We start from the raw sequence: 25,770 nt of genomic DNA, 5'->3' as shown, positions 1-25,770 counted from the left end.
AGATGAGAGCCCAGGGAATTTGCCGTCCGTCCGAGTCCAGGATGTTTCCGTCGGTATCCTCTCGGCCGCTGGTCATCCACATGTCGAAGGGGCGTTGCGGTGTTGCGGCGTTCGAGAGGTCGCTGTGTTCGGCTGTGCAGCTTACGGTCTCCGGTCTTGCCTCTGGGTAGATGAGAGCCCAGGGAATTTGCCGTCCGTCCGAGTCCAGGATGTTTCCGTCGGTATCCTCTCGGCCGCTGGTCATCCACATGTCGAAGGGGCGTTCCGGTATTGCGGCGTTCGACAAGTCGCTGTGTTCGACGGTGCGAACTATCTCATCCAATCCGGCAGCGGACCCGTGCAGTGGCTGTCGCCCGGCGAGTGCGACTTTGCCGACGAATCTCTTTGTTGCCTGGATCATCTCGCCGAGCGCGTCAGACCATCCCGACAACCCACACCACCTACATCTCGGATGCTGGCACCATTCGCAACGCCGGAGATCCTCTCACTCTCGCGAAACGGCGCGATGATCGGCACTATCATGCGTTACCGCGAACGCCGGTCGGTGGCGTCACGTGTGGCCAGGCGGAATCCCGAGATCCGTTGCTGGACAGTTGATCACGGGGAGCTGATGCAGGTGGTCTCTCGCGAAACGCCAGCACCAGTTCCCGCTGATCGGTCGACCAACAACATTCGGTGTCGTACGGTGGTGGTCTCCTTGTTACCGCGGCCGTTGCCGGTGCGATTGTCGCCGAGGTGGCGCATTGCGCCGTCGGTGGAGATGAGGTTCGCGAGATAGACGGCGTCTAGCAGGGTGCGTTTCCGCCGCGACGTCGAGTTCGAATGCGCGGTGCCGGTAATGCGATGATTTCGGGCCGCGGTCTGCGCAATATGGCACGATCGGGCAGGTGACCAGCAGACCAACCGCGGCGCAGCACCTGAGCGACCTCGCACGGTTGCGCCGAGTCCGCGATCGCATCGACCGGGAATACGCCCAGCCGCTGGACGTGACGGCGCTCGCCCGCGATGCGCACATGTCCGCCGGGCACCTCAGCCGCCAGTTCCGGCTCGCCTACGGCGAATCGCCCTACGCCTACCTGATGACGCGCCGCATCGAGCGCGCGATGGCGCTGCTGCGCCGGGGCGACCTCAGCGTCACCGAGGTGTGTTTCGCCGTCGGCTGCTCGTCGCTCGGCACCTTCAGCACCCGCTTCACCGAGCTGGTCGGCGTGCCGCCGAGCACCTACAAACGCGAGGCGGAGCAGGCGACCGCCGGGATGCCCTCCTGCGTGGCGAAACAGGTCACCAGACCGATCAGGAATCGAGAAGCGCAGGTCACCGAGCAGAAATTATCGTGATCGCTATGAACATCACCATTGCTCAGGCTTACCTGCCGCAGGACGACCCGGACGCGGCCCTCGCCTTCTATCGCGACACCCTCGGCTTCGAGGTCCGCAGCGACGTCGGATACAACGGGTTGCGCTGGATCTCCGTCGGCCCCGCCGACCAGCCGGACGTCTCGATCGTGCTGCATCCGCCCGCCGTCGATCCCGGCATCACCGACGACGAGCGCCGCGTCATCACCGAGATGATGGCCAAGGGCACCTTCGCAGGCATCAACCTCGCCACCAAGGACCTGGACAGCGTCTTCGAACGACTGCAGGCCAGCGAAACGGCCGAGGTCGTGCAGGAGCCGACCGACCAGCCGTACGGGGTGCGCGACTGTGCCTTCCGCGATCCCGCGGGCAACATGATCCGCATCGCGGAAGTGCGCTGAATCCGCGCGTAGGCGTGCTGCCGGTTCGTTGCGCTGTGCGCAGACAACGCGCCGACGAATGACACCCGACGTCTCGCTCGATGCTGGTTGGATCGAGTGAGGCTTCGCCGACGGCGCCGCGCAGGCGGCCCGCGTGACAGATGGAGAGACGATCAGCATGGCCACGAGGACGAACAGGTCGCCTGCGCGACACGATGCCGACAGCCACGATCTGATCCGCGTGCACGGCGCGCGCGTGAACAACCTCAAAGACATCAGCGTCGAGCTGCCGAAGCGCAGGCTGACGGTGTTCACCGGGGTCTCCGGCTCCGGGAAGAGCTCGCTGGTGTTCAGCACGATCGCCGCCGAGTCGCAGCGGCTGATCAACGAGACCTACAGCGCGTTCGTGCAGGGGTTCATGCCCTCGCTGGCGCGCCCGGAGGTCGACGTGCTGGAGGGGCTGACGACGGCGATCATCGTCGATCAGGAACGGATGGGGTCCGATCCCCGCTCCACGGTCGGCACCGCCACCGACGCGAACGCGATGCTGCGCATCCTCTTCAGCAGGCTCGGCAAGCCGCATATCGGCTCGCCGCAGGCGTATTCGTTCAACGTCGCGTCGATCAGCGGGGCGGGCGCGGTCACGATCGAACGCGGCGGCACGCAGACGCGGGAGCGGCGCAGCTTCAGCATCACCGGCGGCATGTGCCCGCGCTGCGAGGGCAGGGGAGCGGTCAGCGATATCGACCTCACCCAGATCTACGACGAGAACAAGACCCTCAACGAGGGTGCGCTCACCGTTCCCGGCTACAGCATGGAGGGCTGGTTCGGCCGGATCTTCAGCGGCAGCGGCTATTTCAACATGGACAAGCCGATCAAGAAGTTCACCAAGCGCGAACTCAACGACCTGCTCTACAAGGAGCCGACCAAGATCAAGGTCGACGGCATCAACCTCACCTACGAGGGCGTGATCCCGAAGATCCGCAAGTCGATGCTGTCCAAGGACGTCGATTCGCTGCAATCGCATGTTCGCGCCTTCGTGGAGCGGGCGGTGACGTTCCAGACGTGCCCCGAGTGTGACGGCACCCGGCTCAGCGAGGCCGCGCGATCGTCGAAGATCGGCAAGGTCAATATCGCCGACGCCTGCGCGATGCAGATCAGCGATCTGGCGGAATGGGTTGGCGGGCTGAAGGAACCGTCGGTGGCGCCGTTGCTCGAGTCGCTGCGGCACACCCTCGACTCGTTCGTGGAGATCGGCCTCGGGTACCTCTCGCTCGACCGGCCGTCCGGCACGCTGTCCGGCGGTGAATCCCAGCGCGTCAAGATGATTCGGCACCTCGGGTCCTCTCTCACCGACGTCACCTACGTGTTCGACGAGCCGACCGCAGGCCTGCACCCGCACGATATCCAGCGGATGAACGAGCTGCTGCTTCGGTTGCGGGACAAGGGAAATACCGTCCTCGTTGTGGAGCACAAGCCGGAGACGATCGTCATCGCCGACCATGTCGTCGATCTCGGCCCCGGCGCCGGCTCGGGCGGCGGCACCGTCTGTTTCGAAGGAACGGTCGAGAAGCTGCGGACCAGCGGCACCATCACCGGCCGCCACTTCGACGACCGCACCGTCGTCAAGGATGCGGTGCGAAAGCCAAACGGCGCGTTGAAGATCCGTGGTGCGAAGGCGAACAATCTGCGCAACGTCAACGTCGACATCCCGCTCGGTGTGCTGGTCGTCGTCACCGGTGTCGCAGGCTCGGGCAAGAGTTCGCTCGTGCACGGCTCCGTCCCGGCGGGTGAGGGGGTCGTGTCGATCGACCAGAGCGCGATCCGCGGCTCCCGGCGCAGCAACCCCGCGACCTACACCGGCCTGCTCGAACCGATCCGCAAGGCGTTCGCCAAGGCCAACGGCGTCAAGCCCGCGCTGTTCAGCTCCAACTCCGAAGGGGCGTGCCCCACCTGCAACGGTGCGGGCGTCGTCTACACCGACCTCGGCATGATGGCGGGCGTCGCGAACCTCTGCGAGGAGTGCGAAGGTAAACGGTTCCAGGCCGCGGTCCTGGACTACAAGCTCGGCGGGCGCGATATCAGCGAAGTGCTCGCCATGCCGGTCGCCGAGGCCGAAGAGTTCTTCGGCGCAGGCGAAGCCGCCATCCCCGCCGCCCACGCCATCCTCCGTCGCCTCGCCGACGTCGGCCTCGGGTACCTCACCATCGGCCAGCCCCTCACTACGCTGTCGGGCGGTGAACGTCAACGCCTCAAGCTCGCCACCCACATGGCCGACAAGGGCGGCATCTACGTCCTCGACGAGCCGACAACCGGCCTGCACCTGGCCGACGTGGAACAGCTCCTCGCCCTGCTCGATCGCCTGGTCGACTCCGGCAAATCCGTCATCGTCGTCGAACACCACCAAGCGGTGATGGCGCACGCCGACTGGATCATCGACCTCGGCCCCGGCGCAGGGCACGACGGCGGCACCATCGTCTTCGAAGGAACCCCCGCCGACCTGATCGCCGCCCGCTCCACCCTCACCGGCCAACACCTCGCCACCTATGTCGGCGCCACCCCGAACGGCAAGCGCAAGACGAGCACTCGATCGAAATAGCTACCCATCCAACGCATTCCGCCGATGCGTGCAACCCGCGGGTACGGTCACGCCGGTTCGGGCAAGTAGCCGAGTCGATCGATCACGCGCTTGCGCAACAGCAGGTATTCGTCCCAGCGGAATCGCGTCGGACCCGGCGTGCGCTCGATGACACGTGTCGCGGTGATGGTCTGCCCGAGCTGGAATTGTTCGCGCGTGAGATCGAGCTCGATGCCGCTCGGCAATCGGTTCCACCAGTGAAAACCCTGCTGTTCCTCGTCGAGTCGCACCTCGCCGAGTATGAGCGCACCGCCGAAGATGTCGTTGACGATCAACGCCGTGATATCGCAATGACCCCACGCGGGGTTGCTCGGCTGCCAGCCTGCCCGCTCGATGTCGTCGGGCGAGCACGTGTCGGCAGCCCAACTCGCGCGCAGTGCCTGGTCGATGGTCAGCAGGTTCCACGGGATCATGTCGGCAGCATGCCACCGGGCACCGACAGTCCGTGCCGACCGGCGGGTGTGGGTTTCGGCGGGGACGGCCAAGTAGCCTCTGTTTCATCGCGATTGGAGGAGGGGCTGTGCATATTGTGATGCTGGGGCCGAACGGGTCGGGCAAGGGGACGCAGGCGAAGATGCTGCGGGACCGGCTCGGGATTCCGCACATCTCGACCGGTGATCTGTTGCGGGCTGCGGTGCAGGCGCGGACGGCGGCCGGTGTGCAGGCCGAGGCGATCATGGCGGCGGGCAAGCTGGTGCCCGATGAGCTCGTCCTTTCGGTGCTGGCCGAGCGGTTGGCGGACGCGGATGCGGCCAAAGGCTTTGTCTTGGATGGATATCCGCGCACGCTGTCACAGGCCACCGCCTTGGATGCGCTGCTCGCCGACAAGCAGCTGTCGCTGCGGCACGCCGTCGTGCTGCTGGTGCCCGACGAGGTGATCCTCGAACGGTGCCGCATCCGCTACGAGGCCGAACACCGCCCCGACGACGATCCCGACGTGGTTCGCGAGCGATTGGCGGTGTACCACAACCAGACTCAACCGGTGATCGACCGCTACGCCGCCCGCGGCATCGCCGCCATGGTCGAGGGCGTCGGCACGGTAGCCGAAGTCGCCGAACGCATCCTCGCGACCCTGCCCGGCTGAGGTCGTCTGACGCCCATCCTTGGGAAGGGCGCATGGCTCGACGCTGCGATAGGGTGCCAAGCCATGACGCATGACTGGTCAGATGTGCGGGAGCGGATTGCCCGCTTGGCCGCAGCTCCGGGGGCGGATCAGATCTTCGGCGCCAGCGGTCACGGGCACGGGTGGCGGCTCGAACCGCCGTTGCGCCCGGCCGAGTTGAGTGAGATCGAAGACCAGCTCGGGGTGGAATTGCCGGGGGAGTATCGGTCGTTTCTCTTGACGGTGGGTCGAGGCGGGGCGGGGCCTGCCTACGGAGTATTTCCCGTCCGTCAACTGGACGGGCGCTGGCAGTGGGACGGTGACGGCGCGGAAATCACTGCACTGGAGACACTTTCGCAACCCTTCCCGCACGTCGCCGCGTTCAACCCGGCTGACGGGCTCCCCGGTCCGCCGGTCAAGGAAGCCTTCGATTCGCCGGAGGCCTTCGGTGCGGCCGAGGACGCCTACTGGGACGACCGCTATCAGGTCATCGATCGACCCGAGCATTCGGTCGGGCTGGTCTACCTGTGCCATCTCGGCTGCGCCTATCGCGAGGCGCTCGTCGTCAGCGGCCAGGCGAGGGGGCAGATGTGGGCCGACGAGCGGGCCGGTGACGGCGGCTTTCTGCCGGTGATCGACGATGCGGGCACCCCGGTCGGCTTCGCCGCGTGGTACCGAAAGTGGTTGGATAACAGCGAAGCACAGCTCACGAAACGATAGTCGTTGGCCGCCAGTCTATTTCGTGAGCAGGCTGCTTGGCCTTTCAGCCGATCTCTTCGGCCAGCCCGACGATGATGCCCTCAGGGCCACGCACGTAGCAGAGCCGGAAGATCTGCTCGTACTGCTCGACCTCGCCGACGAGTTCGGCGCCGTGCGTGCGCAGGCGAGCGATGACATCGTCGATGTCGTCGACGGCGAACATGATGCGACGAATGCCGAGCGTGTTCACGGGCGCGACCTTCGGCTCGGGGGTGATTGCCTTCGGCGCGTGGAACATCGCCAGCTCGACCTTGCCGTGCCCGTCCGGGGTCCGCAGCATCGCGACCTCCTCTCGGACATCGTCGACGCCGATGATCCGTTCCACCCAACGTCCCTCGACGGGCCCCTTGTTCTCCAGCTCCATACCGAGCTCGACGAAGAACGCGATCACTCTGTCCAGGTCTTCGACAACGATCAGAACGTTGTCCATCCGCCGAATTGCCACAGTCCTACCTCCGTCGTCAGTGCGCCCGATGTGGGCTTCGACGAGGACGACCTTAGCGACTTACGCCTGCTATTCCCGCCCTCACCGGGGGCGGGTTCGGAAGACGAGATCCATCACTGCGGCGCCCACACCGCCCAAGAGGTACTCGGGTTGGTAGACCTCGTGCGATCGTGCTGCCAATTCGATTGCGCTGATGGAGATTTGGCCGATGCCGGAATTCCGGATCGTCTCGACCGAGCTGGCCCAGACCACGCGCGGGATGCCGGCCCAGGCGATCATGCCGGTACACATGGCGCAAGGCTCTCCGGTCGTGTACAGGGTCATGTGCTGCCAGCCGGAGTTGCCGTGCCGGCTGACGTAATCGTTGATGGCGACGACCTCACCGTGGAACCCCGGGTGCGCCGAGCCGTTGTTCACGCCCTCGGCGACAAGGGATCCGCTGCCGTCCACGATGACAGCGCCGAACGGGTACCGCGGGTTGGCTGCCGACTGCCGGATGGCGTGCGCCATCTGCAGCTCGTGGAATCGCCATTCCTCGGGGGTCGGTCGATAGTTGTTCAGCCGGTCCATGGCGATCCGGGTGGACTCGTCGATATCGGTCGGGTCGGTGGCCGAACTCGTCCCGGTAGCGGTTGTCGTCAGTGCTGCCACCGAGGCGGTCAGCGCCAGCGCGGCCGTGCGTCGGGAGATCGCGGAAGAGCGGGGGCTTGGCTCCATCGTCGTAGTGTGCCAGCTGTTCGACGTCGCTGTACCGGACCAAGACCATCGTTGCAAAGTCAGCGAACCCGATCTTCGCCTGCTGCGACGGTGGAAGAATTCGATGGGCGCGGTCCAGATCTGCTGGATGCGATTCGGAGGAGGCCGGTATGGCGAGAAAAGTGGCCGACTGCCGCAACTATCCCAGCGAAATGAACTGCAGCCTGGCGATCAGCGGCGAAGAGGACGAGGTGGTTCGGGCCGCCACCGAACATGCGGTGTCGGTGCATCAACATCAGGATTCGCCTGAGCTCCGCGACCAGATTCGCGGGATGCTCGAGGACGTCAAGGATTGAGTCAGCCGAAGATCACGAGCATCGCCGCCGAGGTCATACTCGGAGCATGAGTCAAAGCAATGCGGTGCCAATGGACTCCGTCATCAACGATCCGTTGCGGGTCCAGTTCGAGCACTTCATCGAGGAGCATCGCGCAAGCTTGCAGCGCTGCCTCGACGGGCTGACCGAGGAGCAGGCGCGCCGGTCCCTGGTCGCTTCGCGGACCACATTGCTCGGTCTGCTCAAGCACGTCACGTTCGTCGAGCGCGTGTGGTTCGACGAGGCGGTGACCGGTCGGCCGCGCAGCGAGATCGGCATCCCGGACACGCCCGACGAGTCGTTCGTGCTGACCGACGAGGACTCGATCGACACCGTGCGGCGTGCGCACCGCGAGGCGTGCGATGCGGCCCGTCGCGCGACCGCCGACCTGGACCTCGATGACCTGCTTCTCGGCAATCGGCGCGGACCGCTTCCGCTGCGCTGGATCTACCTGCATGTGCTGCGCGAAATGGCCCAGCACTGCGGGCACGCGGACATCCTGCGCGAGCAGATTCTCACGCCCCGGGATGCGTCGGTGGCTGGTTGATCATGGACTCGTAGTGGCGTCGGCGCGGGGTCCGAAAGCACCCCGCGCCGTCTGATCACACCGGTTGGCAGCGCGGGATGCGCTGCGGTGGAACGTCTTCAGCTCATGGTGTGGCGGGATTCGAGTAGATCCGGTTCGGCGTGACGAGGACTACGGTGCCGCGTTTGTCGTGCATCGCTTGGTCGTAGGCGTCCCAGTCTTGGGTGACACCAGCGCTGGCGAAGATTTCACGGATCAAGAGTCGTTGTCGCTCGCCGTCGATGTCGGGATGCGGGTCGTCGGGGCCGATCAGTTGGGCCGATCCTTCGACGGTGGTCCACTGCCATCCGCTTCGAACGGTAAGGGTGACCGTGGGGTTCGTGCGGAGGTTGGCGAGTTTCGCGGTGGCACTGGGGGATACGAATCCGATGGTGCTGATTCCGGTTTCCGGGTGTGGCAGCACACCTGCGTTCACCACGGTGGCTTGCGGTGTGCCGTTCGCGCGCAAGGTAACGGCGACGCACAGGCCGTAGTCGAGTGGCACCAGGTCGGCGAAGGGCTGCAGATCGGTCACGGACGCTCCTGTTCAGTGGTCGGTTTCGCAGAGCTCGAATGCCTTGCCAGGTAACGATTTACGAGGTTTCGGACGGAACAGCTGCGTCGATGATCAGTTTCGCGGCCACCGTCGCCCCGTCTGCACGGATCGTGCTCGCCACCTCCTTCGCGCGGCCTAGAGTCTGCGGAGTCAAAGCCGTTGCGAGCGCGACGGACAGCGAGTCGACGGTCGGGGCCGGACCGTCGTGCGCCGTGCCGATGCCGAGCTCGGCCACTCGCGCGGCCCACTGCGGCTGGTCCCCGATCTGCGGGACCACCACTTGGGGCGCGCCCGCCCGCGTCGCGGTCGTCGTGGTGCCCGCGCCGCCGTGGTGCACGACGGCCGCCACGCGCTGGAACAGCGCCTGCTGGTTGATCTCGCCGAGGACGAAGCAGTCGTCGGCGTCGTCGATCGGCACCAACCCCGCCCAGCCGCGGGCCAGCAGGATTCGACGGCCCTGCGCCCGCACCGCCTCGATGGCCACCCGGGCGATGTCCTTCGGCACGTAGGACGCCATGCTGCCGAAACCCACGTACACCGGCGGTTCGCCCGCGTTCAGGAACGCCTCCACCTCCGCGGGGAGCGGGCGGTCATCGGGCAGAATCCACGCCCCCGTCTGCAGCAGGTCGAACTCCGTCATGCCCTCCGCCGGACAGAGCACAGCGTCGGCCGCCAACCACGGCCGGTCGGTGTAGACGTGCTTGCGCACGTCGTCCACCGGCGGCAGGCCGAGCGCCGCCCGCCTGTTGTTGAGCGGCTCGCGGTACATGGTGTTGATCCGTTCGGCGTCTTTCGCCCACAACGCTGCAATCTCGGCCTCGCTCAGCTGAGAGGGCTTGCCCGGCACCGCCCCTGGCAGATAGTGCCGCGACGGCATTCCGTAGAGCTGGTAGGAGGCGAACACGTAGCGCAGGCCGAGCTGCTCGGCCACCTCACGCGCACCGGCGGGCATCAGGCCTGCCGCCACCAGCACGTCACATCCCTCGGCCGCCGCGGCGAGGGTCTCGAACCGCGCAGTCACCAGCTCGGCCGCGAACCGGAGCGCATCCTGCGCTGTCGGTGGCTTGGCGCCCGCGACAACCGAGTGCACCGTCGGGCCGAGCGGGATCAACGGCACGCCGACCCGCGCCAACAGCACCTCGAAATCCTCGTCGGGCGGCGCACAGATCCGCGCCTCCGCGCCGAGCGCCCGCAGCGCCACCGCGAGCCCGACCACCGGCTCCACATCCCCACGCGATCCAATCGACGTCAACAGCACACGCACTCCGCAACTCCTATCTCCGCAGGTCCTGGCGTTTCGAACGGCAAGTGTGCGGCATGCCCCCGGTCTTGCGGCAAGCCCCCATGTGCGCTATATGTTGTAGGGGGCGCAAGGGGGATCCATCGACATCACAGGATGTTCGTCATGTCCGGCGTCAACCGGGGGACCGGGGGCAAGGGTGAATGCGCCGGGGAGGCGCGAAATGCCTGGATGGCGAGCCTGGCGAAACGCCGTGAGGCGGCGCTGCGCGCGGGCATCGGTGCGGCGGCGATACCGCGGTGGGCCATGAGCACCAGGAACAGATCGTCGAGGACGAAGTCGGGGCGCAGGTCGCCGGATCTCTTTGCGCGACGGGCCAATTCGGCGACAGCCTGGAGCGCGTACTGACGCTCGGCCGCGAAATCGATGGCGTCGGGGAATGCCGACATGAAGGCTTCGGTGAAACCCCGGCAGCTGGCGTGCAGCTCGAAGGTCTTCTCGAGCATCAGGCAGAAGCCGCGCCACGGATCCGGTTCGGCCAGGCACTCGTCGACGATGGCGTGGCACTCGTGCGTCTGTTCCGCGAACGCCTCGGTGGCGAGGATCGTTTTGGTCGGGAAGCGGCGGTACAGGGTGGCGGGGCCGACCCCGGCGCGGCGCGCAATCTCCCGCATCGGCACGTTCACGCCCTCCTCGGCGAACAGGGTGCGTGCCGCGTCGAGGATGCGTTCGCGGTTGTCGCGGGCATCGGAGCGCAGCGAGTGAGGCAAATGGTTCGGCACCCCCGGTCGCGGTGAATTGCATGCCGTCGTGCACGAACTGCTGCCGCTGGAACACGCGGTGCTGGCACACCAGAAGATGGATAAGGGTGAGGTTTTCGGCAGAATCGTGTTGACACCGTAATCTCGCGATAAAGGCGTGATGGTGAGCCGGGATTACGGTTCGGCAACCGCACTTGGCGAGTTCGTGTCCCGCTCACCTGCGCGTTCACAAATATTCAATGCCGAAGGGCACCCGGACAGCCGACGGGCCCGTAGCGTTCAAATTGCCCGGTTACCGTTCAATGGGAGGGTGAACGGCGGAGGACTCCATGGTGAGCACGCGGCTTCGAGCAGTTTGGTTGGTCAACGTGACGATGGGAACCGCTGCGGTCGCAGCGGGAGCCCCGGTGCTAGCGCGTCCGACGGCGGCGCTGCGCCAATTCAACAGCGCTGGGGGGCAGCGTGATTCGATCGTTGCCTCGGATCTGGAAGTTGTCACCGTCACCGATCAGTCGGTGGTGCTGACCTGGACCACCCGGGCTCGGGACCGGGCCGGGCGCCTGCGAAATGCGCCCGCCGACACCGAAGTTCGGCTGACGCCTGCCGACAGTCGCGGCCCGACAAAAGTGCATTATCTCGACAGCAACCCAACGCCGTACCACTATGCGGAGATCGACGGGCTGGAGCCAGGGCGCACCTACCGGTTCGCGGCCTATTCCAACGGGCACCGCGCGGTACCAGCCAGGACTCTGGTCACCCGACGGCCCGGAACCCCGGAAAGCACAGGGGTTTTCACCACCTTGCGGCCACCGCCTGGACAACTGGTGTGCACCATCGCGCTCGCCAACGACGTGCACTACGGCGAACACACGAGCGGCCTGCTGGTGGCCGGACTACCCACCGGATTCCGCCACGACGCAGGCGTCTCGTACCCGGAGACCATGCTCGGCGCGATGCTCGACGAGCTGCGCCGACCGGACCGGGCCGTCGATCACCTGATCGTGTCCGGTGATCTCACCGACTCGGGCACGCTCGAACAGTCGCAGGGCATCCGGGCTCGCCTCGATGCCTGGGGCGAGCTCGGCCGCGACTATTTCGTCTGTCGCGGCAATCACGAAGCGCCACGTCGAAACGATTACTGGGGCAGTGTTTTCCATCCACACCAGCGGCTCACCGAGCAGGATCTCGGCGGTCTTCGGCTCATCGGGCTCGACACCACCCGGCGGTTCGGGTCGGGTGGCACGCTGGAAGGGCATCAGCTGCGTCATTTGCGGCATCTACTGATGGCCGAACCCGATCGCCCCACCCTGGTTTTCGGGCATCACCCGGTGACATCTGCTGCGGCCGTGAGCAATCCGGGTGGGCCCGGGTTCGTCCTCGACCGGATGAGTGCCGCTGCGCTGCAACACATCTATCGCGACGCGCCGGGGGTATTCCTGCATCATGCCGGGCACACCCACCGCACTCGCCGCACCATGGCCGACACCGAGATCGATGTCGAGTTCCTCGAAGTCGCTGCGGTCAAGGAGTATCCCGGCGGATATGTGCTGCTCCGCATCTATACCGGCGGCTACATGGCCAACTTCTACAAGACACGCTCAGAGCCTGCGCGGCAGTGGAGCACTCGCACTCGTCGCCAATACTTCGGACTGCAACCAGATCATGCGCTCGGATCGATCACTGATCGCAATCACGTTGTGCTGCGGGACTTTTCCGGAATGAAGCCGCTCCGATAGGTGGACGATCGGAACGGCTTCGATCTGTGCCGGACGTGCAGTCGCGCGTTGGTTACCTGGTGACGAGGGTGCCGGTGGCCTTGTTCATGGTGGGCAGGTAGCCGCGGGCCTGGCCTTCGATGGTGGGGTGGTAGGACTCGACGGGGTCGGCGACGTTGAGCTGGTTGATCCACGGGTCGCCGCCGCAGATGCCGTGTCCGGCGAAGGCTTGGCGCGGGTCGGCGAAGGTCAACCCGGCGTTCCGTGCGCGGGCGGCGGTGACCTTGGCGAGTTCATCGGCCGCGCGGTTGAGCGAGTCGCGTTTGTGCAGGCTGAAGCTGAGCGGACACACATCGCGCTCGAACAGGCGCGGGTAGCCCATGACGATGATCGTCGCCTTCGGCGCCTTGGCCTTGATGTCCTGGTAGAGCCCGTCGAGGCGGCCGGGCAACGTGTTGTTGGCATAGGTGATGGCAGTTGCTACCGCCCTGTCGCACTCGGCGTCACTGGCGGGGAACACGCACGAGCTCAAGGTGCGCGAGAAGCCAGCGTCGTTACCGCCCGCGGAAACGGAGACCAAGTCGGTGCGGTCGCTCAATGTGCCCAGCTGCTTGCTGCGCACATCCTGCGTGGTGGCGCCGCTGCAGGCGGTGAAGGAGAAGGACCCGACCGAGTGGGTGGCCGCCCATCGTGCCGGGTACGCGTAGTCACTGCGCAGGCAGTCGCCGCTGTCCGGCCGGTAGGTGCCGGTGCCGACACCCGAGGAGTAGGAATCGCCAAGCGCGACATAGTCGATCGGTGCTGGTGCGGGCGCGGCACCCGCGGCTGCGGTCGGCACCAGCACCGCCAGCAGACCGGTCATGAGCGCAGCAGAGGTCGCCAGTAGTGCACGGGCGCGAGTCATGGTTGCTCCAAGAAAGAGGACGACAGCCGCTAGAAAGTTAGCGAACCTCTCTCATTTTACCGTTACTCCGAGCAATATCTAAAGCGTAAAAACTCTGAAAGTTGTTGTCATACTTAGGTATTGGGCTGCCAACGAATGCCCGTGTCGCCAGCCTGCCGCAGGTTAACCAACGTCCTCGTGAGGCAACCCGAACAACTGATCACCGAGGTATCCGGCGAGCCAATCGCCGATGAACAATCCACCACCTTCCGTCGAGTCCCACTCGGCGAGATGCACTCTCACGAGCGGGACATGGTAGAGGCGTTTGCGGCGTGTCGCCTCCACCATGTCCCGCTCGCGACACCCGTCGTTTCAGGGTGGGCCATCTGGATCACCGAAATGGTGCGCTGCCAAGGCGAGTCGGGCGGTGCGACACGATCACTCGGCGAGGCGCAGCCAGGCGGCCGCTAGTGCGGCGTGGCCGGCCGGCGTTGGGTGCACGTCGACGGACTCCCGAACCATTGCTCTGCAACTCGCTCGAACGCCTCGCGATCGGCGTCACGATCGCCGACCCAAGCCACTACGCCGTCGGGCCGGACGAGCACGGCACCCACGCCGAGATCGTTTCTCGGCGCCCCTGCCGCGTACCGAATCTGGTTCTCCCACTTCATCGTCGCATCGTGCAGGTATCGGTCGGCGCTGAAATCGAGTGCGACGCCGCGTCCGTCGTGCATCAGGTCGCCGAGGCGGGTGCCGTCCTCGAGCCGGAAGTCGGGGGCGCTGCGGCCGACCAGCGGGTGCTCGCTGCCGAGGTCGTAGCGGATCCACAAGCCTGAGATCCGTCCGAACACATAGGTGGTTCCATCGCCGGTCGTGACCAGGTCCCGAATCACGCCTTGGATCGCTTGGGAGTGCGGGTCCGGCCGCATGACCGCAACCTGAGCGCGCGACCAGTCGAGCACCTTGGCGGCGATCGGATGACGCTCGCCGGTGTAGGTGTCGAGCAGCCCGTCCGGCGCGGTGCCGTGCACGGTCGCCGCGAGCTTCCAGCCCAGATTCGCGGCGTCGCCGAGGCCGGAGTTGAGTCCCTGCCCGCCGAGCGGGGAATGGATGTGCGCGGCGTCGCCTGCGAGCAGGACGCGTCCCTGTCGGTAGGTCGTCGTCTGCATCGCGCGATCAGTGAAGGTCGAGGCGAGATGGACCTCTTCCAGCGTCACATCGGTGCCGGACACCCGGCGCAGCACCGCCTGCAGATGTTCCAGTGACGGCTGCTGCGAGCGATCGAACGCGCCGCCGTCGAAATCCATCATGGCGACGTGTCCGTCCGTCTGCATCCGGATGTACAGCCCTGCCGGCGTCAGCGTGAACCCGTGGCTCAACTTGTCCGGATCGGCGATGGTGGCCAGCATGGTGTAGCCGGTGAATTGCGGTTCGGTGCCGACGAATTCGAAGTCGGCGAGTTTGCGCACCGTGCTGCGCCCGCCGTCGCAACCCACGACCCAGCGAGCCAGGTATTCCTGCTGGTCGGCCTGCACGACCACGCTCTCGTCGTGCTGTGTGACGGCAGCGACCGTTGCGCCGTATCTGATTTCGACGCCGAGCTTGGCTGCCCGCTCGGACAACACCGTCTCGATCGTGTCGAGGGTTGTCATCATCATTTCCGGTGCCGGGCTCGGCAGTCGGACCGGCAAGGCGGCCGGGTCGATATCGGCCGCATCGAGCATTATTCCCGCGAAGTGGCCTCCGAAACGCGGCGGTGCCGGTTCATCCGTGTCGGGAACGTCGTCGACGCCGGCCGCCGTCAACAGCGCGTTCAGCATCCCGCGGCGGTAAAACGCCTGCATGGACATGGCGGTCATGCCCCGGGCTCCGAGCGGTTCTGCCCGCCACGGGGAATGCGGCGCCGACTCCCGCTCGAGTACCAAGACGGAGCAGTCAGCAAGCGCGAGCTCACACGCAAGAAAAAGACCCACAGGCCCCGCACCCACGATCACTACATCGAATTCATCCATGCCCCCATCCTTTTCAACGACTCTTGCACCACCCTGACGCGATACTTGCGGCATACATGCGCGGTCACGCACGGGGCGCGGCGTGTGCAGGTGATCAGGCTGTTTCGGGCCTATCGTCAGAGATGGCAAGCCGGTCCGCGCCCAGGTCGGCGTACAGTCCGGGCTGAGCTCGTTACCGCGGGGCAATGGTGATGACGGTGATGGTCGGACTCTATGCCGGGTGGAGTGCACTGACAGGACCTAAAGACGTTGATATTCAGTAGAGCAGCGATCGACGCATGGGGGAGGTTCCTCGCACACCTGTCGGAAAGAATCGAAGCAGGTGGTACCGCTGCCTCCGGTCTACCTCGGAATTTCGGCAGCCACGCAGAACATAATGTGCACGCGGTCCGTGCGACTGACGAAAACTTCGATGTAGCCGCGACCGGGACAGGCGGGCATACTCCGACCGGCGCGTTCGGGACGCCGAGTAGAGCCGTATATGACGTGGCGGAACCTCGCCGGTCGGACAGGTCGACGGGAATTGACCTGTCGAAGTGGCGGGACAAGGTTATCCGCCCCCATTTCGACGGTTCGGGGCGGATGTTCGATCAGCACAATCAGCCCGTCAACTTCGAACCGGGCGGCTGGGGCGACTTCCTGATGGAAGGAGATGGTGAATTCATTACCGGAAAAAGTTGGCACGGCATTTTGTATGAACTACAGAAACGACCGGGATCTGCCGCCTTTGGTGTTTGGCGAGTTCAGGACGGCTGGCTGGACCGTGCCACCCCGCTCAGCGCTACGTTCCTCGAGCAGAGCTACGATCCTCGGTTCGCTGCGCAATTACGCTATCAGCTGAGCAATAACGGCGTCGATCTCACAAAAGTCGTTTTCGACAGCGAGACACAAGGGAAGCTGTGGAAGGGTGAAGCGCCCGTATTGAGCGTCGAACGAATGCGCAACGACGCTGAACCCATCTTCAAAGGCTATGGCGATGATTTCTGGGTGGACGTCACCAACGTAGCCCGTCGGACCGACCAAGTAGATGTGTCATTGTCGCTCAACCCAGTTCGTGGCGAGCCCGGACAAGTCACCGTGGCCGTGCAGCGAGTCGATGGCCTGACAACCGTGCGCTTCACGGATTTCGACATGGGCCCGGAACGAACACGAACCATGGCTGTACTGCACGAGCTCCGCGAAACGATGACGCCCTGGATAGCCGAGTCGGGCGCAATCTGGCACCACGCCGCCTAGCCATGAGCTCCCTTGGTATCGAAGGTCAGAAGACGAAACCGCGCAGTGCGAAGAAGCGCATGCCGCCGATTGCCGCCATGATGGCGAGCACGGCAAGCGCCTGCGCGGTTGCGCTGAGGCCGGGTGCCCAGAAATCGAGGGCGGCCAGGGCAACCGTGCTGATCAGCAGGCCGATCAGTGCGAGCCCGCCGCCTTCCCATTGTGCGGTGAACCAGCTGACCCGGCCGGCGGCCTGGAAGGTGAGTTGTCGGTGTAGTTCGTTGGCGATCACTGTGCTGACGATCGAGCCTGCGATGTTGGCGACCAGCGGGCCTGCGCTGCTCATTGCCATGAAAAGCAGGACGTAGGCGATGTTGCTGGTGCCGCCGACGAGGGTGAATCGGATCAGCTGGGCGAAGGTGTGTGCACCGCGCAGATACCGCAGCACGCGAGCAGTTCGATCGGCCCATTCCGTGCGCAGCATCGGGTAGGTGCCTGCGCCGATCGTCAGATCGGTGCTATGGCGGATCGCCCAGTGGGCGTGCCGCGGGGCGGACACGGGAATTGCTGTGCTGTTCACGTGAACACCGTCGCCAATCGGGCTGACACCGACCTGCCACCGTCCTGACACGTCTACTGACGCGAGATCCAGACTGGCCGCTGACGCGACGCGGTCACGGAAGCACGGTGCAGTCCGATGCGGTGCCTCGGATTACCGCGAGCTGGTCAGAGTTTGTCGAAATCGACCTGGACGGTCGCGCCCCCGCGCAGTTCAGCGACCTTCTCAGCGTCGGCGCGCACCTGTTTGCGGAGGTCGGCGCTCAGCGCCCCGAACGTGCTGACCGTCAATGTCACTGTGCGCCCGCTCTTTCGGGGCCGCCAGATTCCGACGATCTTACCGTCGGCCAATACGGTGCCCGGCTCGCCGACCGTCTTCCACACCGCACGGTGGTATTTCTTGTCGAGCCTCACGGAGTCGGATACGTGTATATACACTTATTGGATGGAACCGGTGGAGACAGCCTGCGTGTGCACCTCGCTGCGGATGGCCACACGATCGGTGGTGCGCCTGTACGACCGCGCCTTGAGCCAGGCGGGTCTGCGGCACGCGGGGTACTCGATCCTGGCGCGCATCGACGCCGAGGGCCCGCTGATGATCAGCGAGTTGGCCGACCGATTGGTGCTGGAGCGCACGACGTGTTCGCGGGAGGTGGACGCGCTCGCCAAAGCGGGCCTGCTGACCGTCGAAGCAGGCAGCGACCGCCGACAGCGCGTGGTGCGGTTGTCGCAAGCGGGCGCGGCCAAACTGGGTGCGGCACGGCAGCACTGGCACGCGGTGCAGCAGGGGCTGACGGACTCCTTCGGTGCCGAGGACGCCGATGCGCTGCTCGACCGATTGCGCGGTCTGCTTCGCGCCTCGCAGCAACTCATCGATGAATGAGGAGAAGGACGTGCCATTTGTTCGGATATCGCTGAATCGTCGCGCCGGGGACTTCGCGCGACGGGTCGGGGACGGTGTGCACTCGGCGATGGTCGAGACGCTCGGTATCCCGGAAGGGGATCGATTCCAGATCATCACCCAGCACGACCCTGGCGAGATCGTCTATGACCCAACGTTTCTCGACATCGCACGCACCGATGACATCGTCATCGTCCAAATCACCCTCGTCGCAGGACGTGACCGCGACGTCAAATCGGCGCTGTACGCGAGCATCGCCGAACACTTGTCCGCCGACCTCGGCATTCGGCGGGAAGACGTCTTCATCAGCCTGGTGGAGGCGGCACCGGCGGACTTCTCCTTCGGTAACGGCGAAGCCCAGTTCGCGCACCGCCTTCCGCCGCACCTGCAGTCATCGTGAAAGTCGCCAATTCCCTTCGCCGACAAGGCAATAACCACCACAGAGGAGCACACCAATGACCCGACAGACCGTGACGACCGACAAGATCGCCTCTGCGGCCGGCCCCTTTTCCGCCGCAGTGCTCGGCGAGTTCACCTTCCTCAGTGGGCAAGTCGCGCAAGACCCAGCCACCGGCGCACTGATCGACGGCGATGCCGCCACGCAGGCCGAGCAGGTGCTGCAAAACCTGACCGCTGTTGTCGAAGCCGCGGGCAAGACCCTCGTCGACGTCGTCCGAGTCGGTGTCTATCTCACCGACATGGCCGATTTCGCGGCGGTGAACAGCGTCTACGCCAAGCATTTCCACGCGCCGTACCCGGCGCGCACCGCCATCGCCGTTGCGGCCCTGCCGCTGGGTGCGGCCGTCGAAATGGACGCGATCGTCCGCTGAATCGAGGACGCATGCTCGCCTGAGCCTGTCCGGCAGATCGTGCCGGACAGGCCCATTGGTCCACCGACGGCTCAGCGCTTGAGCATGAAACAGAAGTCGCTGGAGATCTTGCCGTTGAGCCGGACCACCGAAATGAGCTTCCCGTCGGCGATCAATCTGTCGACCTCGGCCCGCGAGAGACCGAAGCCGGTGGCGATCAATCGCACCGGCCGGACCGGGATCGGTGCGGCGAAGTGCACCGAGACGTCGATCACCTCGCTGTCCCGGTGATCGGATCCGCCGGTGTCGAGCCGCCAGGCGTTGTCCCAGTCGAGTGCGATGCGGTTGCGGCGCAGCACAACTGGGTCCTGGAGCAGCTCAGCCGCCAGGGCGGGGTCGTTGTCGTGCAACCGGTCCAGTAGCTCGGATCGGATGGCGCGCACGTTCATTCGCTCCATGACCGTGAGTTTGGTGGTCGCCCCGCACGCGGTACACAGTGCGAGAAGCCAGACATCGATGAGCTTGTGATGCGCGTTGACGCGAAACTTGCCGCTTGTCCGGAAGCTTTCGGATGCGCACACGTGGCATCGACGGCGAACGAGCGGGCGACAGACGGGTTCGACTACCCAGTTTTCGAGCACAGAAAATACACCTGTTTCCAGTGAGAAATCCGCAGCAAAAGGCAGCGCGGCGTTTGTGCGCGGCGCGCGAAGAACTAACGCTCGGGAGGTCTCACTGGATGTACAACGGCATGTCCTCGACTAGACGATCTGGCCCGCCGAGATCGTACTGATCGACGGCGGCACTGCTCCACCGGTTTTCCGGCATAGCGCTGCCGCCGCCCGAGGCAGGGGAATGCCGGGCGAATTCGAGGCGCTCTAAGCCAGGCCGTTGATCATCAGGGTGAGGGTGAAATCGAAACGGTCGTGGGCTTCGCCCGCGGTGAGCTCGGCCGCGTAACGGGTGGTGTACGGGAACGTTTGCGCGGGCAGCGCGGTGAACCGCCGGATCAGTTCGTCGCGGTCGTGGATCCATGCGTCGTCCTGTGTCGATCGCTGTCGCGCCATGGCTTGCTCGAGGCAGTACGCGGCCACGTACAGCAGCAGTGCGTCGATGGCCCAGGCGGCGGCCTGCGGGGCGACGCCGCCGGCGAGCACGATCGCGAGCATCCCCTCATTGATGCGCGCGATCTCGAGGTCGGTGGGCGCCGTGGCGAGCGAAGCATGGGAAATGCCAGGGTATTTCAAGTACTGATCGCGAATCCGGGTGCACACGTCGCGGAGCTGCTCGCGCCAGATCGCTGGGTTCGGTTCGGGGAGTACGAGTTCGGCGCAGAGCCGCCCGATGAGCAACTCGTCGAGGTCGGCCTTGTTGACTACGTGGGCGTAGAGCGAGGCGGGTCCGGTGTCGAGCTCGCCTGCCAGCCTGCGCATGGTCAGTGCCTCGTAGCCCTCCGCCGCGATGACGCCGAGCGCGGTGTCGATGACTTGCTCCACCGTGATCGGGGTCTTGCGCCTGCGCGGTGCGGGATCGGCGTCGGGGTTGGGCGGCTGGTGCCGTGCCGCGCGTCGCTCCTTGGGGTTCACCCGATCACTATAGCTTGACTGGAACGCTGTTCGTGTATAGAACGGTGTTCGTGAGCAATTATGGAGATCAGGACGTGACCGTCGTGGGAGCAGGGCCCGTGGGCCTGGCGCTCGCCGCCGAGCTGGCGCTTGCCGGGGCAACCGTGCAGGTGCTCGAGCGGGAGACCGAACCGAGTGAGGCGATGAAGGCGCAGTCGATCAACGTGCCGACCGCCGAGGCGCTCGACCGCCGCGGTCTGCTGCCTGCCGCCGAACAGGTGCATCGAGCGACGCTCGAGCGAATCGGGCCGTTCGCCCGCACACAACGAGCCGACTGCCCCGTATCCGAGCAGCGATTCACCGGACATTTCGCGGGCATGATCCTCGACGCCGACCTCGTCGACTGGTCCGATCCCGACTTCACCGCGCACACCGCGGCCGCGGGGGCACGCATGGTGCCCCAGCCCGAGCTGGTCGCGCTGCTGACCGACTACGTCACGGGACTCGGCGTACCGATTCGTCGCGGGGTGGAGGTCACCACGCTCGAGGACACCGGCGACGGTGTGCTCGTCGGGACCGCGTCGGGTCAGACGATGCGCACCGAGTGGCTGGTCGGATGCGACGGCGGGCACAGTGCGGTTCGCCGCCTCGCAGGCATCGAATTTCCCGGCACCGAACCGGAATTCGTCGGATACCAGGCCGTCGCCGATATCGCCGATCCGGAGCAGCTCGTGAACGCGTGGGTGTATTCGACCAAGGGTGTCTACCGCTATGGACCGCAGCCTGGGCGGATAGCGATCGTGGAGTTCCGCGCGCCGCGCGCCGATCGCTCGGCGCCGGTCACCCTCGACGAGGTGCAGTCGAGTCTGCGCCGAGTGTCGGGTCTCGATGTCACGCTGACCGGTTTGCGCGCAACTCCGACCCGTTGGTCCGACAATGCCCGGCAGGCCGCGAGCTACCGGTCGGGGCGGGTGCTCCTGGCCGGCGATGCCGCGCACGTGCACCCGCCCTTCGGTGGTCAGGGGCTCAATCTCGGGGTCGGCGACGCGATGAACCTCGGCTGGAAGCTCGGTGCGGTAGTCGCCGGATGGGCGCCGGAAGGGCTGCTCGACACCTACGACGTCGAGCGCCGTCCCCTCGGCGCATGGGTGCTGGACTGGACTCGGGCCCAGGTCGGGGTGCTGCGTGGTGATGCCAAGTCGGCGGCGCTGCGTGCGATCGTCGCCGATCTGCTGAGCACCCGCGACGGAACCACCTACGCGGTCAAGCAGATCTCCGGCGTCGCGCAGCGCATCGAGCTGCCCGGCGATCATCCCTTGGTCGGCGAGTTCGTTCCTGATCTCTGGCTCACGGACGGGTCCCGCCTGGTCGACCACGGTCACCGTGGCGGATTCCTGCTGCTCGATCGCACGCCGGACGGTGCCTTCGCCCACCTCGCCGCGGCCTGGTCCGGACGGGTCACCAGCGTGACCGACGACAACGCGACACCGGTCGGCGTCTTGGTGCGCCCGGACGGTGTGGTCGCGTGGGCCAGCGACACCGCCGACGGCGCTGGTCTCGAAGCGGCTTTGCGTCAGTGGACCGGCGCACCGTCGTCCGCGACCGAGCCGGTGGGCTGAACCCGCAGTCCCGCCTGGTGCGAGCGTGATGGTCGCGCCGAGCACCCTTGGCGACGGTGCCGTCGACGCGAGTTCGGTGGGCGCGAGGATCTTCGGTTGTTTGCTATTTAGCTAATGTGCTAAATTGTCGGCATGGTTGACGTAGGAAGTGACGAGGAAGCGAGTGTCTTTCGGGCGCTGGCCGATTCGACACGTCGGCAGATCCTGGAGGATCTGCGTGCCGGTGATCTCACCGCGGGGGAGATCACCGACAGGTTTCCGATCAGCGGTCCGTCGATCTCGCGGCATCTCGGCGTGCTCAAGGCGGCCGGGCTGGTCCGGGAACGGCGGGAAGCCAATCGGATCTACTACTCATTGGTCGAGGAACGGCTCGCGTTGTGCGTCGGCAGGTTCTTGAGCGTGGTCTGTCCCGATCAGGCCGTGCTGCGGCGGCGGGAACGGCGAGCCTCGGGGGAGCAGTCATGAAGACATTTCAACTGGCCAGCGTGATCGAACGGCGGCTGCTGGTGAACTATCGGGTCGACCCGGACGTGGTTGCCCGCCTGCTGCCTGTCCCACTGCGCCCCCAGCAAGTCGGCGACTGGGCCGTCGCAGGCATCTGCCTCATCCGCCTCGGGCAGGCGCGTCCCTCCTGGCTGCCCGGTCGATTCGGTGTCCGCAGCGAGAACGCCGCGCATCGGATCGCCGTCGAATGGGATGGGCCGCAAGGCCGTTCGACCGGGGTCTACATTCCGCGCCGCGACAGCGGTTCAGCACTCAACGTCCTCGCGGGCGGCCGCGTGTTTCCCGGCGAGCACCACCGCGCGACCTTCACTGTCCGCGAAACCACCACGGACCTCCACGTCGCCTTCACCAGCCGAGACGACACCCTGTCGGTGCGCGTCGACGTCCGAACCGCGGCCCAATTCCACGGCAGCACCCTGTTCGCCAGCCTGGAACAGGCCTCGGACTTCTTCCGCCACGGCTCGACCGGATTCTCCGCCACCCACACCGAGAACCACCTCGAGGGCCTCGAACTCGACACGGACGCATGGCATGTCGAGCCACTAGACATCCGCGACGTCCACTCCACCTTCTTCGAAGACCAAGCCCAATTCCCACCCGGCAGCGCCGAACTGGACTGCGCCCTCCTCATGCGCAACGTCCCCGCCACCTGGAACGCCGTCGCACCCCCACAACTCCACAGCCGCGCCTGAAACACCGCAGGTCCGAGCATCCGGGGCAGAGCCTGAGTCCAAAGGGGGCTGACTCGAGGGGTGTCAGCCTGGGGCGGTAGGGGGACTCCGTCAGGAGGAGGACGCGGGTGGGGGGAGGTCCTTGCGATCATGATGGGAGTTGTCCGCCGGTATTGAGGAGGGGCTGTAGGTGTTCAGGCTGCGCGGTCGTGCGATGGGGGTGGTTGCGGGGTTGGCTGCGGCCGGCTTGGTTGCTGGGTGTTCGTCGGGTGCGCCTGCGGCCACTGATAGTCGGGCCAAGGTGACGTTGCCGTCGTTGACGGGGCAATATCCGGTTGGCACAACCGATTTGCATTTGGTGGATACGCGTCAGGATCCGTTTCATCTTGGCGACAAGCGCGAGATCATGGTTACCGTCAGCTATCCGGCGTTGCCGGGTGGGGAGCGGGCGGCGTGGATGTCGCCGCGGGTGGCCGAGGATATCGATAAGAGCACTTCGGATCCGAAGTTCTTGGATTTGCCTGCGGGCAAGGTGAATTGGGGTGGGGTGCAGCGGCAGGCGCGTACTGCGGCGGCCGTTGACCGGACGCGGGGTGCGTGGCCGGTGGTGTTGTTCTCGCCGGGGTTCGGCGCGCCGAGGGAGTTCTATGCGGGGCTCACCGACGATCTGACCAGTCGCGGATATGTTGTCGTGTCGATCTCGCACAACTACGACTCCGGGGTCGTCGAGTTCCCCGGCGGTCGCGTGGTGGTCGGGAACACCGAGCCGGACGACAAGTACTTCGCGACCGACATCGACGCCAGGGTCGCCGACAGCAGGTTCGTGCTCGACCAGTTGGCCCGGCTCGACGACGGCACCAACCCGGATGCCGAAAACCGGCAACTACCAGAGGGTTTGGTCGGCGCACTCGACTTGTCGAAGGTGGGCATGTTCGGCCATTCGTTCGGCGGTTACGCCGCAGGCGAGACGATGTATCAGGATCGCCGTGTCGCCGCGGGGATCAACTTCGACGGCGGCATGAGCATCGGACGGGTCGGTGCGATCACCGAGCACGGGGTGGATCGGCCGTTCATGCTGGTCGGCGCGGATTTCGCGGACCGGGAGAAGGGCAGGACGCTGGAGCATTCGCACATGCAGACCGAGCTGGATCCGTCGTGGCAGCAGTTCTGGGCCAACCAGCAGGCCTGGAAGCGTGACCTGCACTTCGATCATGCGGGCCACAACAGTTTCACCGACCTCCAGATCGTGCTGCCGCAGATCGCGGACCTGCTGAAACCGGAGCCGAGGCAGCAGCAGATCGGTGACATCGATCCGGCACGGTCGCTGACCGCGCAGCGCGACTACCTCAGCGCGTTCTTCGACCTGCACCTGAAGGGAGGCGACGGCAAGCTGTTCGAGGTGAACAGTCCGCCCCTTCCCGGCACGCGATTCATCCCGTGATGTCGATCATCACCGACGGCGGAGGTCGGTCGTTGAGGTGACGAACATGCATTTCGGCCAGTTGGCTGTCTCGCCGGAGATCGTACGGAAATTGGTGGAGGCGCAGTTTCCTGAATGGCGGGACCTGCCGATACGCGAGGTGTCGGGTGTGGGGACCGTCAACGCCATCTTTCGGATCGGCGACCGGCTTGCAGCGCGGTTTCCGCTGCAGGCAGGGGACGTCGAGGCGGCCTGGCGGAACTTGCGGGCCGAGGCAGCCGCCGCCCGGGAATTGTTCGGCCGCACTAGGTTTCCAACGCCTGAGGTGGTCGCGCTCGGTGAACCCGGTGCGGGTTACCCGCTCCCGTGGTCGGTGCAGACCTGGTTGACGGGGACGGTCGCCACCGAAGAAGATCCCGGCGAGTCCATCGAGTTCGCACAGGATCTCGCCGAGTTCATCCGATCCGTGCGGGAAATCGACACCCGAGGAAGGACTTTCGCCGGGCAAGGTCGAGGGGGTGAATTGCGGACCCACGACGAATGGATGCAGACCTGCTTCCAGCGCAGTAAAGAACTACTGGATGTTCCAGCGCTACAGCAGATGTGGGGTTCCATGCGAGAACTGCCGCGAGGAACCACCTGCGATGTGATGGCCCACGGCGACCTGATCCCAGGAAACGTGCTGGTGTCCGACGGACGTCTGGCGGGAGTGATCGATGTCGGCGGGTTCGGGCCTGCCGACCCCGCCCTGGATTTCGTCGGCGCCTGGCACCTGCTCGACGCAGGTCCGCGGCGTGCACTGCGCGAGGACCTCGACTGCGCTGACCCGGAGTGGGATCGCGGCAGGGCCTGGGCTTTTCAACAAGCGATGGGTCTGGTCTGGTACTACGTCGACAGCAACCCGGGCATGAGTGCCCTGGGCCGCCGCACCCTCGCCCGCATCACGGCGGACCTGAACTGAGGGCCGTGTTTCCGTGGCCGACACGATGGCCCTGAGTGTGCAAAGACCGCACGAATGAATTGACAT

Annotated in this window: 30 protein-coding genes; 17 read left to right on the top strand and 13 right to left on the bottom strand. The window is 65.6% G+C overall.

What is annotated here, in order from left to right:
* On the bottom strand, positions 1 to 430 hold a 430-nt coding region (locus tag ACGFNJ_RS33040), incomplete at its 3' end, for a hypothetical protein (protein ID WP_393457251.1).
* A gap of 457 nt (positions 431 to 887) precedes the next feature.
* On the opposite strand from ACGFNJ_RS33040, the gene ACGFNJ_RS33035 reads away from it, so the two are divergent.
* The 3 genes from ACGFNJ_RS33035 to ACGFNJ_RS33025 all read left to right on the top strand — a co-directional run bounded on the left by ACGFNJ_RS33035 (position 888) and on the right by ACGFNJ_RS33025 (position 4,334).
* Positions 888 to 1,337, top strand: a complete 450-nt coding sequence (locus ACGFNJ_RS33035) for a helix-turn-helix transcriptional regulator (RefSeq protein WP_069160328.1) — start codon at positions 888 to 890, stop codon at positions 1,335 to 1,337.
* A gap of 5 nt (positions 1,338 to 1,342) precedes the next feature.
* Positions 1,343 to 1,756, top strand: a complete 414-nt coding sequence (locus ACGFNJ_RS33030) for a VOC family protein (protein WP_069160430.1) — start codon at positions 1,343 to 1,345, stop codon at positions 1,754 to 1,756.
* Positions 1,757 to 1,913: 157 nt separating this feature from the next.
* Positions 1,914 to 4,334: an ATP-binding cassette domain-containing protein gene (locus ACGFNJ_RS33025; protein WP_393457247.1), complete on the top strand. Its 2,421-nt coding sequence runs from the start codon at positions 1,914 to 1,916 to the stop codon at positions 4,332 to 4,334.
* Between the two features lie 47 nt (positions 4,335 to 4,381).
* Here the strand turns inward: ACGFNJ_RS33025 and ACGFNJ_RS33020 are convergent, their stop codons facing one another.
* Positions 4,382 to 4,786 (bottom strand): hypothetical protein, encoded by a 405-nt coding sequence (locus ACGFNJ_RS33020; RefSeq protein ID WP_393457244.1) that lies wholly within the window; start codon positions 4,784 to 4,786, stop codon positions 4,382 to 4,384.
* Between the two features lie 107 nt (positions 4,787 to 4,893).
* On the opposite strand from ACGFNJ_RS33020, the gene ACGFNJ_RS33015 reads away from it, so the two are divergent.
* The gene (locus ACGFNJ_RS33015; RefSeq protein ID WP_393457241.1) at positions 4,894 to 5,457 is read left to right on the top strand and encodes an adenylate kinase; all 564 of its coding nucleotides are present in this window, start codon (positions 4,894 to 4,896) and stop codon (positions 5,455 to 5,457) included.
* A 63-nt stretch (positions 5,458 to 5,520) separates the two neighbouring features.
* The gene (locus ACGFNJ_RS33010) at positions 5,521 to 6,195 is read left to right on the top strand and encodes an SMI1/KNR4 family protein (RefSeq protein WP_393457238.1); all 675 of its coding nucleotides are present in this window, start codon (positions 5,521 to 5,523) and stop codon (positions 6,193 to 6,195) included.
* A 43-nt stretch (positions 6,196 to 6,238) separates the two neighbouring features.
* Here ACGFNJ_RS33010 and ACGFNJ_RS33005 read toward each other — a convergent pair whose 3' ends face one another.
* Positions 6,239 to 6,664: a VOC family protein gene (locus ACGFNJ_RS33005; RefSeq protein ID WP_393457235.1), complete on the bottom strand. Its 426-nt coding sequence runs from the start codon at positions 6,662 to 6,664 to the stop codon at positions 6,239 to 6,241.
* A 96-nt stretch (positions 6,665 to 6,760) separates the two neighbouring features.
* The gene (locus ACGFNJ_RS33000; protein ID WP_393457232.1) at positions 6,761 to 7,396 is read right to left on the bottom strand and encodes a nucleoside deaminase; all 636 of its coding nucleotides are present in this window, start codon (positions 7,394 to 7,396) and stop codon (positions 6,761 to 6,763) included.
* A 149-nt stretch (positions 7,397 to 7,545) separates the two neighbouring features.
* On the opposite strand from ACGFNJ_RS33000, the gene ACGFNJ_RS32995 reads away from it, so the two are divergent.
* Positions 7,546 to 7,731, top strand: a complete 186-nt coding sequence (locus ACGFNJ_RS32995; RefSeq protein ID WP_393457229.1) for a DUF1059 domain-containing protein — start codon at positions 7,546 to 7,548, stop codon at positions 7,729 to 7,731.
* Between the two features lie 46 nt (positions 7,732 to 7,777).
* Complete coding sequence (locus tag ACGFNJ_RS32990; protein ID WP_393457226.1) at positions 7,778 to 8,296, top strand: DinB family protein; 519 nt, start codon at positions 7,778 to 7,780, stop codon at positions 8,294 to 8,296.
* A 103-nt stretch (positions 8,297 to 8,399) separates the two neighbouring features.
* Here the strand turns inward: ACGFNJ_RS32990 and ACGFNJ_RS32985 are convergent, their stop codons facing one another.
* The 3 genes from ACGFNJ_RS32985 to ACGFNJ_RS32975 all read right to left on the bottom strand — a co-directional run bounded on the left by ACGFNJ_RS32985 (position 8,400) and on the right by ACGFNJ_RS32975 (position 10,880).
* Complete coding sequence (locus ACGFNJ_RS32985; protein WP_393457223.1) at positions 8,400 to 8,849, bottom strand: pyridoxamine 5'-phosphate oxidase family protein; 450 nt, start codon at positions 8,847 to 8,849, stop codon at positions 8,400 to 8,402.
* Between the two features lie 58 nt (positions 8,850 to 8,907).
* Entirely contained in the window at positions 8,908 to 10,134 is a 1,227-nt protein-coding gene (locus ACGFNJ_RS32980; protein WP_393457220.1) for a glycosyltransferase, read from the bottom strand.
* A gap of 125 nt (positions 10,135 to 10,259) precedes the next feature.
* Positions 10,260 to 10,880, bottom strand: a complete 621-nt coding sequence (locus ACGFNJ_RS32975; protein ID WP_393457217.1) for a TetR/AcrR family transcriptional regulator — start codon at positions 10,878 to 10,880, stop codon at positions 10,260 to 10,262.
* A gap of 398 nt (positions 10,881 to 11,278) precedes the next feature.
* Between ACGFNJ_RS32975 and ACGFNJ_RS32970 the strand changes: the two genes are divergently transcribed.
* Positions 11,279 to 12,607: a metallophosphoesterase gene (locus tag ACGFNJ_RS32970; protein ID WP_393457214.1), complete on the top strand. Its 1,329-nt coding sequence runs from the start codon at positions 11,279 to 11,281 to the stop codon at positions 12,605 to 12,607.
* Between the two features lie 52 nt (positions 12,608 to 12,659).
* Here ACGFNJ_RS32970 and ACGFNJ_RS32965 read toward each other — a convergent pair whose 3' ends face one another.
* Together ACGFNJ_RS32965 and ACGFNJ_RS32960 are read right to left on the bottom strand one after the other, a co-directional pair.
* A complete protein-coding gene (locus ACGFNJ_RS32965; RefSeq protein WP_393457211.1) occupies positions 12,660 to 13,490 on the bottom strand; it encodes an SGNH/GDSL hydrolase family protein in 831 nt (276 codons plus the stop codon).
* 446 nt (positions 13,491 to 13,936) lie between these two features.
* Positions 13,937 to 15,481, bottom strand: a complete 1,545-nt coding sequence (locus ACGFNJ_RS32960) for an FAD-dependent monooxygenase (protein ID WP_393457208.1) — start codon at positions 15,479 to 15,481, stop codon at positions 13,937 to 13,939.
* A gap of 582 nt (positions 15,482 to 16,063) precedes the next feature.
* Between ACGFNJ_RS32960 and ACGFNJ_RS32955 the strand changes: the two genes are divergently transcribed.
* Positions 16,064 to 16,717 (top strand): hypothetical protein, encoded by a 654-nt coding sequence (locus ACGFNJ_RS32955; protein WP_393457205.1) that lies wholly within the window; start codon positions 16,064 to 16,066, stop codon positions 16,715 to 16,717.
* Between the two features lie 25 nt (positions 16,718 to 16,742).
* Here the strand turns inward: ACGFNJ_RS32955 and ACGFNJ_RS32950 are convergent, their stop codons facing one another.
* Together ACGFNJ_RS32950 and ACGFNJ_RS32945 are read right to left on the bottom strand one after the other, a co-directional pair.
* A complete protein-coding gene (locus tag ACGFNJ_RS32950; protein ID WP_393457469.1) occupies positions 16,743 to 17,180 on the bottom strand; it encodes a GtrA family protein in 438 nt (145 codons plus the stop codon).
* 242 nt (positions 17,181 to 17,422) lie between these two features.
* Positions 17,423 to 17,668: a DNA glycosylase AlkZ-like family protein gene (locus tag ACGFNJ_RS32945; protein ID WP_393457202.1), complete on the bottom strand. Its 246-nt coding sequence runs from the start codon at positions 17,666 to 17,668 to the stop codon at positions 17,423 to 17,425.
* 31 nt (positions 17,669 to 17,699) lie between these two features.
* Here ACGFNJ_RS32945 and ACGFNJ_RS32940 point away from each other — a divergent pair, with 31 nt between their 5' ends.
* Genes ACGFNJ_RS32940 through ACGFNJ_RS32930 form a run of 3 tightly spaced genes read left to right on the top strand, consistent with a single transcriptional unit; the run spans position 17,700 to position 18,985 of the window.
* On the top strand, positions 17,700 to 18,137 hold the full coding sequence (locus tag ACGFNJ_RS32940; RefSeq protein ID WP_393457199.1) for a MarR family winged helix-turn-helix transcriptional regulator: 438 nt from the start codon (positions 17,700 to 17,702) through the stop codon (positions 18,135 to 18,137).
* Positions 18,138 to 18,147: 10 nt separating this feature from the next.
* Positions 18,148 to 18,555: a tautomerase family protein gene (locus tag ACGFNJ_RS32935; protein ID WP_393457196.1), complete on the top strand. Its 408-nt coding sequence runs from the start codon at positions 18,148 to 18,150 to the stop codon at positions 18,553 to 18,555.
* Positions 18,556 to 18,610: 55 nt separating this feature from the next.
* Positions 18,611 to 18,985: a Rid family detoxifying hydrolase gene (locus ACGFNJ_RS32930; protein ID WP_393457192.1), complete on the top strand. Its 375-nt coding sequence runs from the start codon at positions 18,611 to 18,613 to the stop codon at positions 18,983 to 18,985.
* A 71-nt stretch (positions 18,986 to 19,056) separates the two neighbouring features.
* Here the strand turns inward: ACGFNJ_RS32930 and ACGFNJ_RS32925 are convergent, their stop codons facing one another.
* Together ACGFNJ_RS32925 and ACGFNJ_RS32920 are read right to left on the bottom strand one after the other, a co-directional pair.
* Entirely contained in the window at positions 19,057 to 19,545 is a 489-nt protein-coding gene (locus ACGFNJ_RS32925; protein WP_393457189.1) for a DUF1062 domain-containing protein, read from the bottom strand.
* 297 nt (positions 19,546 to 19,842) lie between these two features.
* Positions 19,843 to 20,550 (bottom strand): TetR/AcrR family transcriptional regulator C-terminal domain-containing protein, encoded by a 708-nt coding sequence (locus ACGFNJ_RS32920; RefSeq protein ID WP_393457186.1) that lies wholly within the window; start codon positions 20,548 to 20,550, stop codon positions 19,843 to 19,845.
* A gap of 50 nt (positions 20,551 to 20,600) precedes the next feature.
* Here ACGFNJ_RS32920 and ACGFNJ_RS32915 point away from each other — a divergent pair, with 50 nt between their 5' ends.
* The 5 genes from ACGFNJ_RS32915 to ACGFNJ_RS32895 all read left to right on the top strand — a co-directional run bounded on the left by ACGFNJ_RS32915 (position 20,601) and on the right by ACGFNJ_RS32895 (position 25,704).
* Complete coding sequence (locus ACGFNJ_RS32915) at positions 20,601 to 22,148, top strand: FAD-dependent oxidoreductase (RefSeq protein ID WP_393457184.1); 1,548 nt, start codon at positions 20,601 to 20,603, stop codon at positions 22,146 to 22,148.
* 132 nt (positions 22,149 to 22,280) lie between these two features.
* Entirely contained in the window at positions 22,281 to 22,613 is a 333-nt protein-coding gene (locus ACGFNJ_RS32910; RefSeq protein ID WP_393457181.1) for a metalloregulator ArsR/SmtB family transcription factor, read from the top strand.
* Positions 22,610 to 23,344, top strand: a complete 735-nt coding sequence (locus ACGFNJ_RS32905; protein WP_393457178.1) for a DUF2071 domain-containing protein — start codon at positions 22,610 to 22,612, stop codon at positions 23,342 to 23,344. The genes ACGFNJ_RS32910 and ACGFNJ_RS32905 overlap by 4 nt, the downstream gene beginning before the upstream one ends.
* A 193-nt stretch (positions 23,345 to 23,537) precedes the next feature.
* Positions 23,538 to 24,764, top strand: coding sequence for an alpha/beta hydrolase family protein (locus ACGFNJ_RS32900; protein WP_393457466.1), 1,227 nt, complete (start codon positions 23,538 to 23,540; stop codon positions 24,762 to 24,764).
* A 46-nt stretch (positions 24,765 to 24,810) separates the two neighbouring features.
* A complete protein-coding gene (locus ACGFNJ_RS32895; protein ID WP_393457175.1) occupies positions 24,811 to 25,704 on the top strand; it encodes an aminoglycoside phosphotransferase family protein in 894 nt (297 codons plus the stop codon).
* Positions 25,705 to 25,770: the final 66 nt, after the last annotated feature.

Origin of the sequence: Nocardia sp. NPDC049149 (genome assembly GCF_043197455.1) — a bacterium.
Classification (GTDB): Bacteria; Actinomycetota; Actinomycetes; order Mycobacteriales; family Mycobacteriaceae; genus Nocardia.
This window is presented reverse-complemented; position numbering and strand designations above follow the sequence as displayed.

Bases quoted from the DNA above. Each gene is read 5' to 3' on its own strand.
- ACGFNJ_RS32905 (WP_393457178.1), top strand. From the start codon at position 22,610: ATGAAGACATTTCAACTGGCCAGCGTGATCGAACGGCGGCTGCTGGTG.
- ACGFNJ_RS32895 (WP_393457175.1), top strand. From the start codon at position 24,811: ATGCATTTCGGCCAGTTGGCTGTCTCGCCGGAGATCGTACGGAAATTG.
- ACGFNJ_RS33005 (WP_393457235.1), bottom strand. From the start codon at position 6,664: ATGGACAACGTTCTGATCGTTGTCGAAGACCTGGACAGAGTGATCGCG.
- ACGFNJ_RS33025 (WP_393457247.1), top strand. From the start codon at position 1,914: ATGGCCACGAGGACGAACAGGTCGCCTGCGCGACACGATGCCGACAGC.
- ACGFNJ_RS33010 (WP_393457238.1), top strand. From the start codon at position 5,521: ATGACGCATGACTGGTCAGATGTGCGGGAGCGGATTGCCCGCTTGGCC.
- ACGFNJ_RS32955 (WP_393457205.1), top strand. From the start codon at position 16,064: ATGTTCGATCAGCACAATCAGCCCGTCAACTTCGAACCGGGCGGCTGG.
- ACGFNJ_RS32965 (WP_393457211.1), bottom strand. From the start codon at position 13,490: ATGACTCGCGCCCGTGCACTACTGGCGACCTCTGCTGCGCTCATGACC.
- ACGFNJ_RS33020 (WP_393457244.1), bottom strand. From the start codon at position 4,786: ATGATCCCGTGGAACCTGCTGACCATCGACCAGGCACTGCGCGCGAGT.
- ACGFNJ_RS32960 (WP_393457208.1), bottom strand. From the start codon at position 15,481: ATGGATGAATTCGATGTAGTGATCGTGGGTGCGGGGCCTGTGGGTCTT.
- ACGFNJ_RS33000 (WP_393457232.1), bottom strand. From the start codon at position 7,396: ATGGAGCCAAGCCCCCGCTCTTCCGCGATCTCCCGACGCACGGCCGCG.
- ACGFNJ_RS32995 (WP_393457229.1), top strand. From the start codon at position 7,546: ATGGCGAGAAAAGTGGCCGACTGCCGCAACTATCCCAGCGAAATGAAC.
- ACGFNJ_RS32910 (WP_393457181.1), top strand. From the start codon at position 22,281: ATGGTTGACGTAGGAAGTGACGAGGAAGCGAGTGTCTTTCGGGCGCTG.
- ACGFNJ_RS32950 (WP_393457469.1), bottom strand. From the start codon at position 17,180: ATGCTGCGCACGGAATGGGCCGATCGAACTGCTCGCGTGCTGCGGTAT.
- ACGFNJ_RS32990 (WP_393457226.1), top strand. From the start codon at position 7,778: ATGAGTCAAAGCAATGCGGTGCCAATGGACTCCGTCATCAACGATCCG.
- ACGFNJ_RS32940 (WP_393457199.1), top strand. From the start codon at position 17,700: ATGGAACCGGTGGAGACAGCCTGCGTGTGCACCTCGCTGCGGATGGCC.
- ACGFNJ_RS33030 (WP_069160430.1), top strand. From the start codon at position 1,343: ATGAACATCACCATTGCTCAGGCTTACCTGCCGCAGGACGACCCGGAC.
- ACGFNJ_RS32900 (WP_393457466.1), top strand. From the start codon at position 23,538: ATGGGGGTGGTTGCGGGGTTGGCTGCGGCCGGCTTGGTTGCTGGGTGT.
- ACGFNJ_RS32930 (WP_393457192.1), top strand. From the start codon at position 18,611: ATGACCCGACAGACCGTGACGACCGACAAGATCGCCTCTGCGGCCGGC.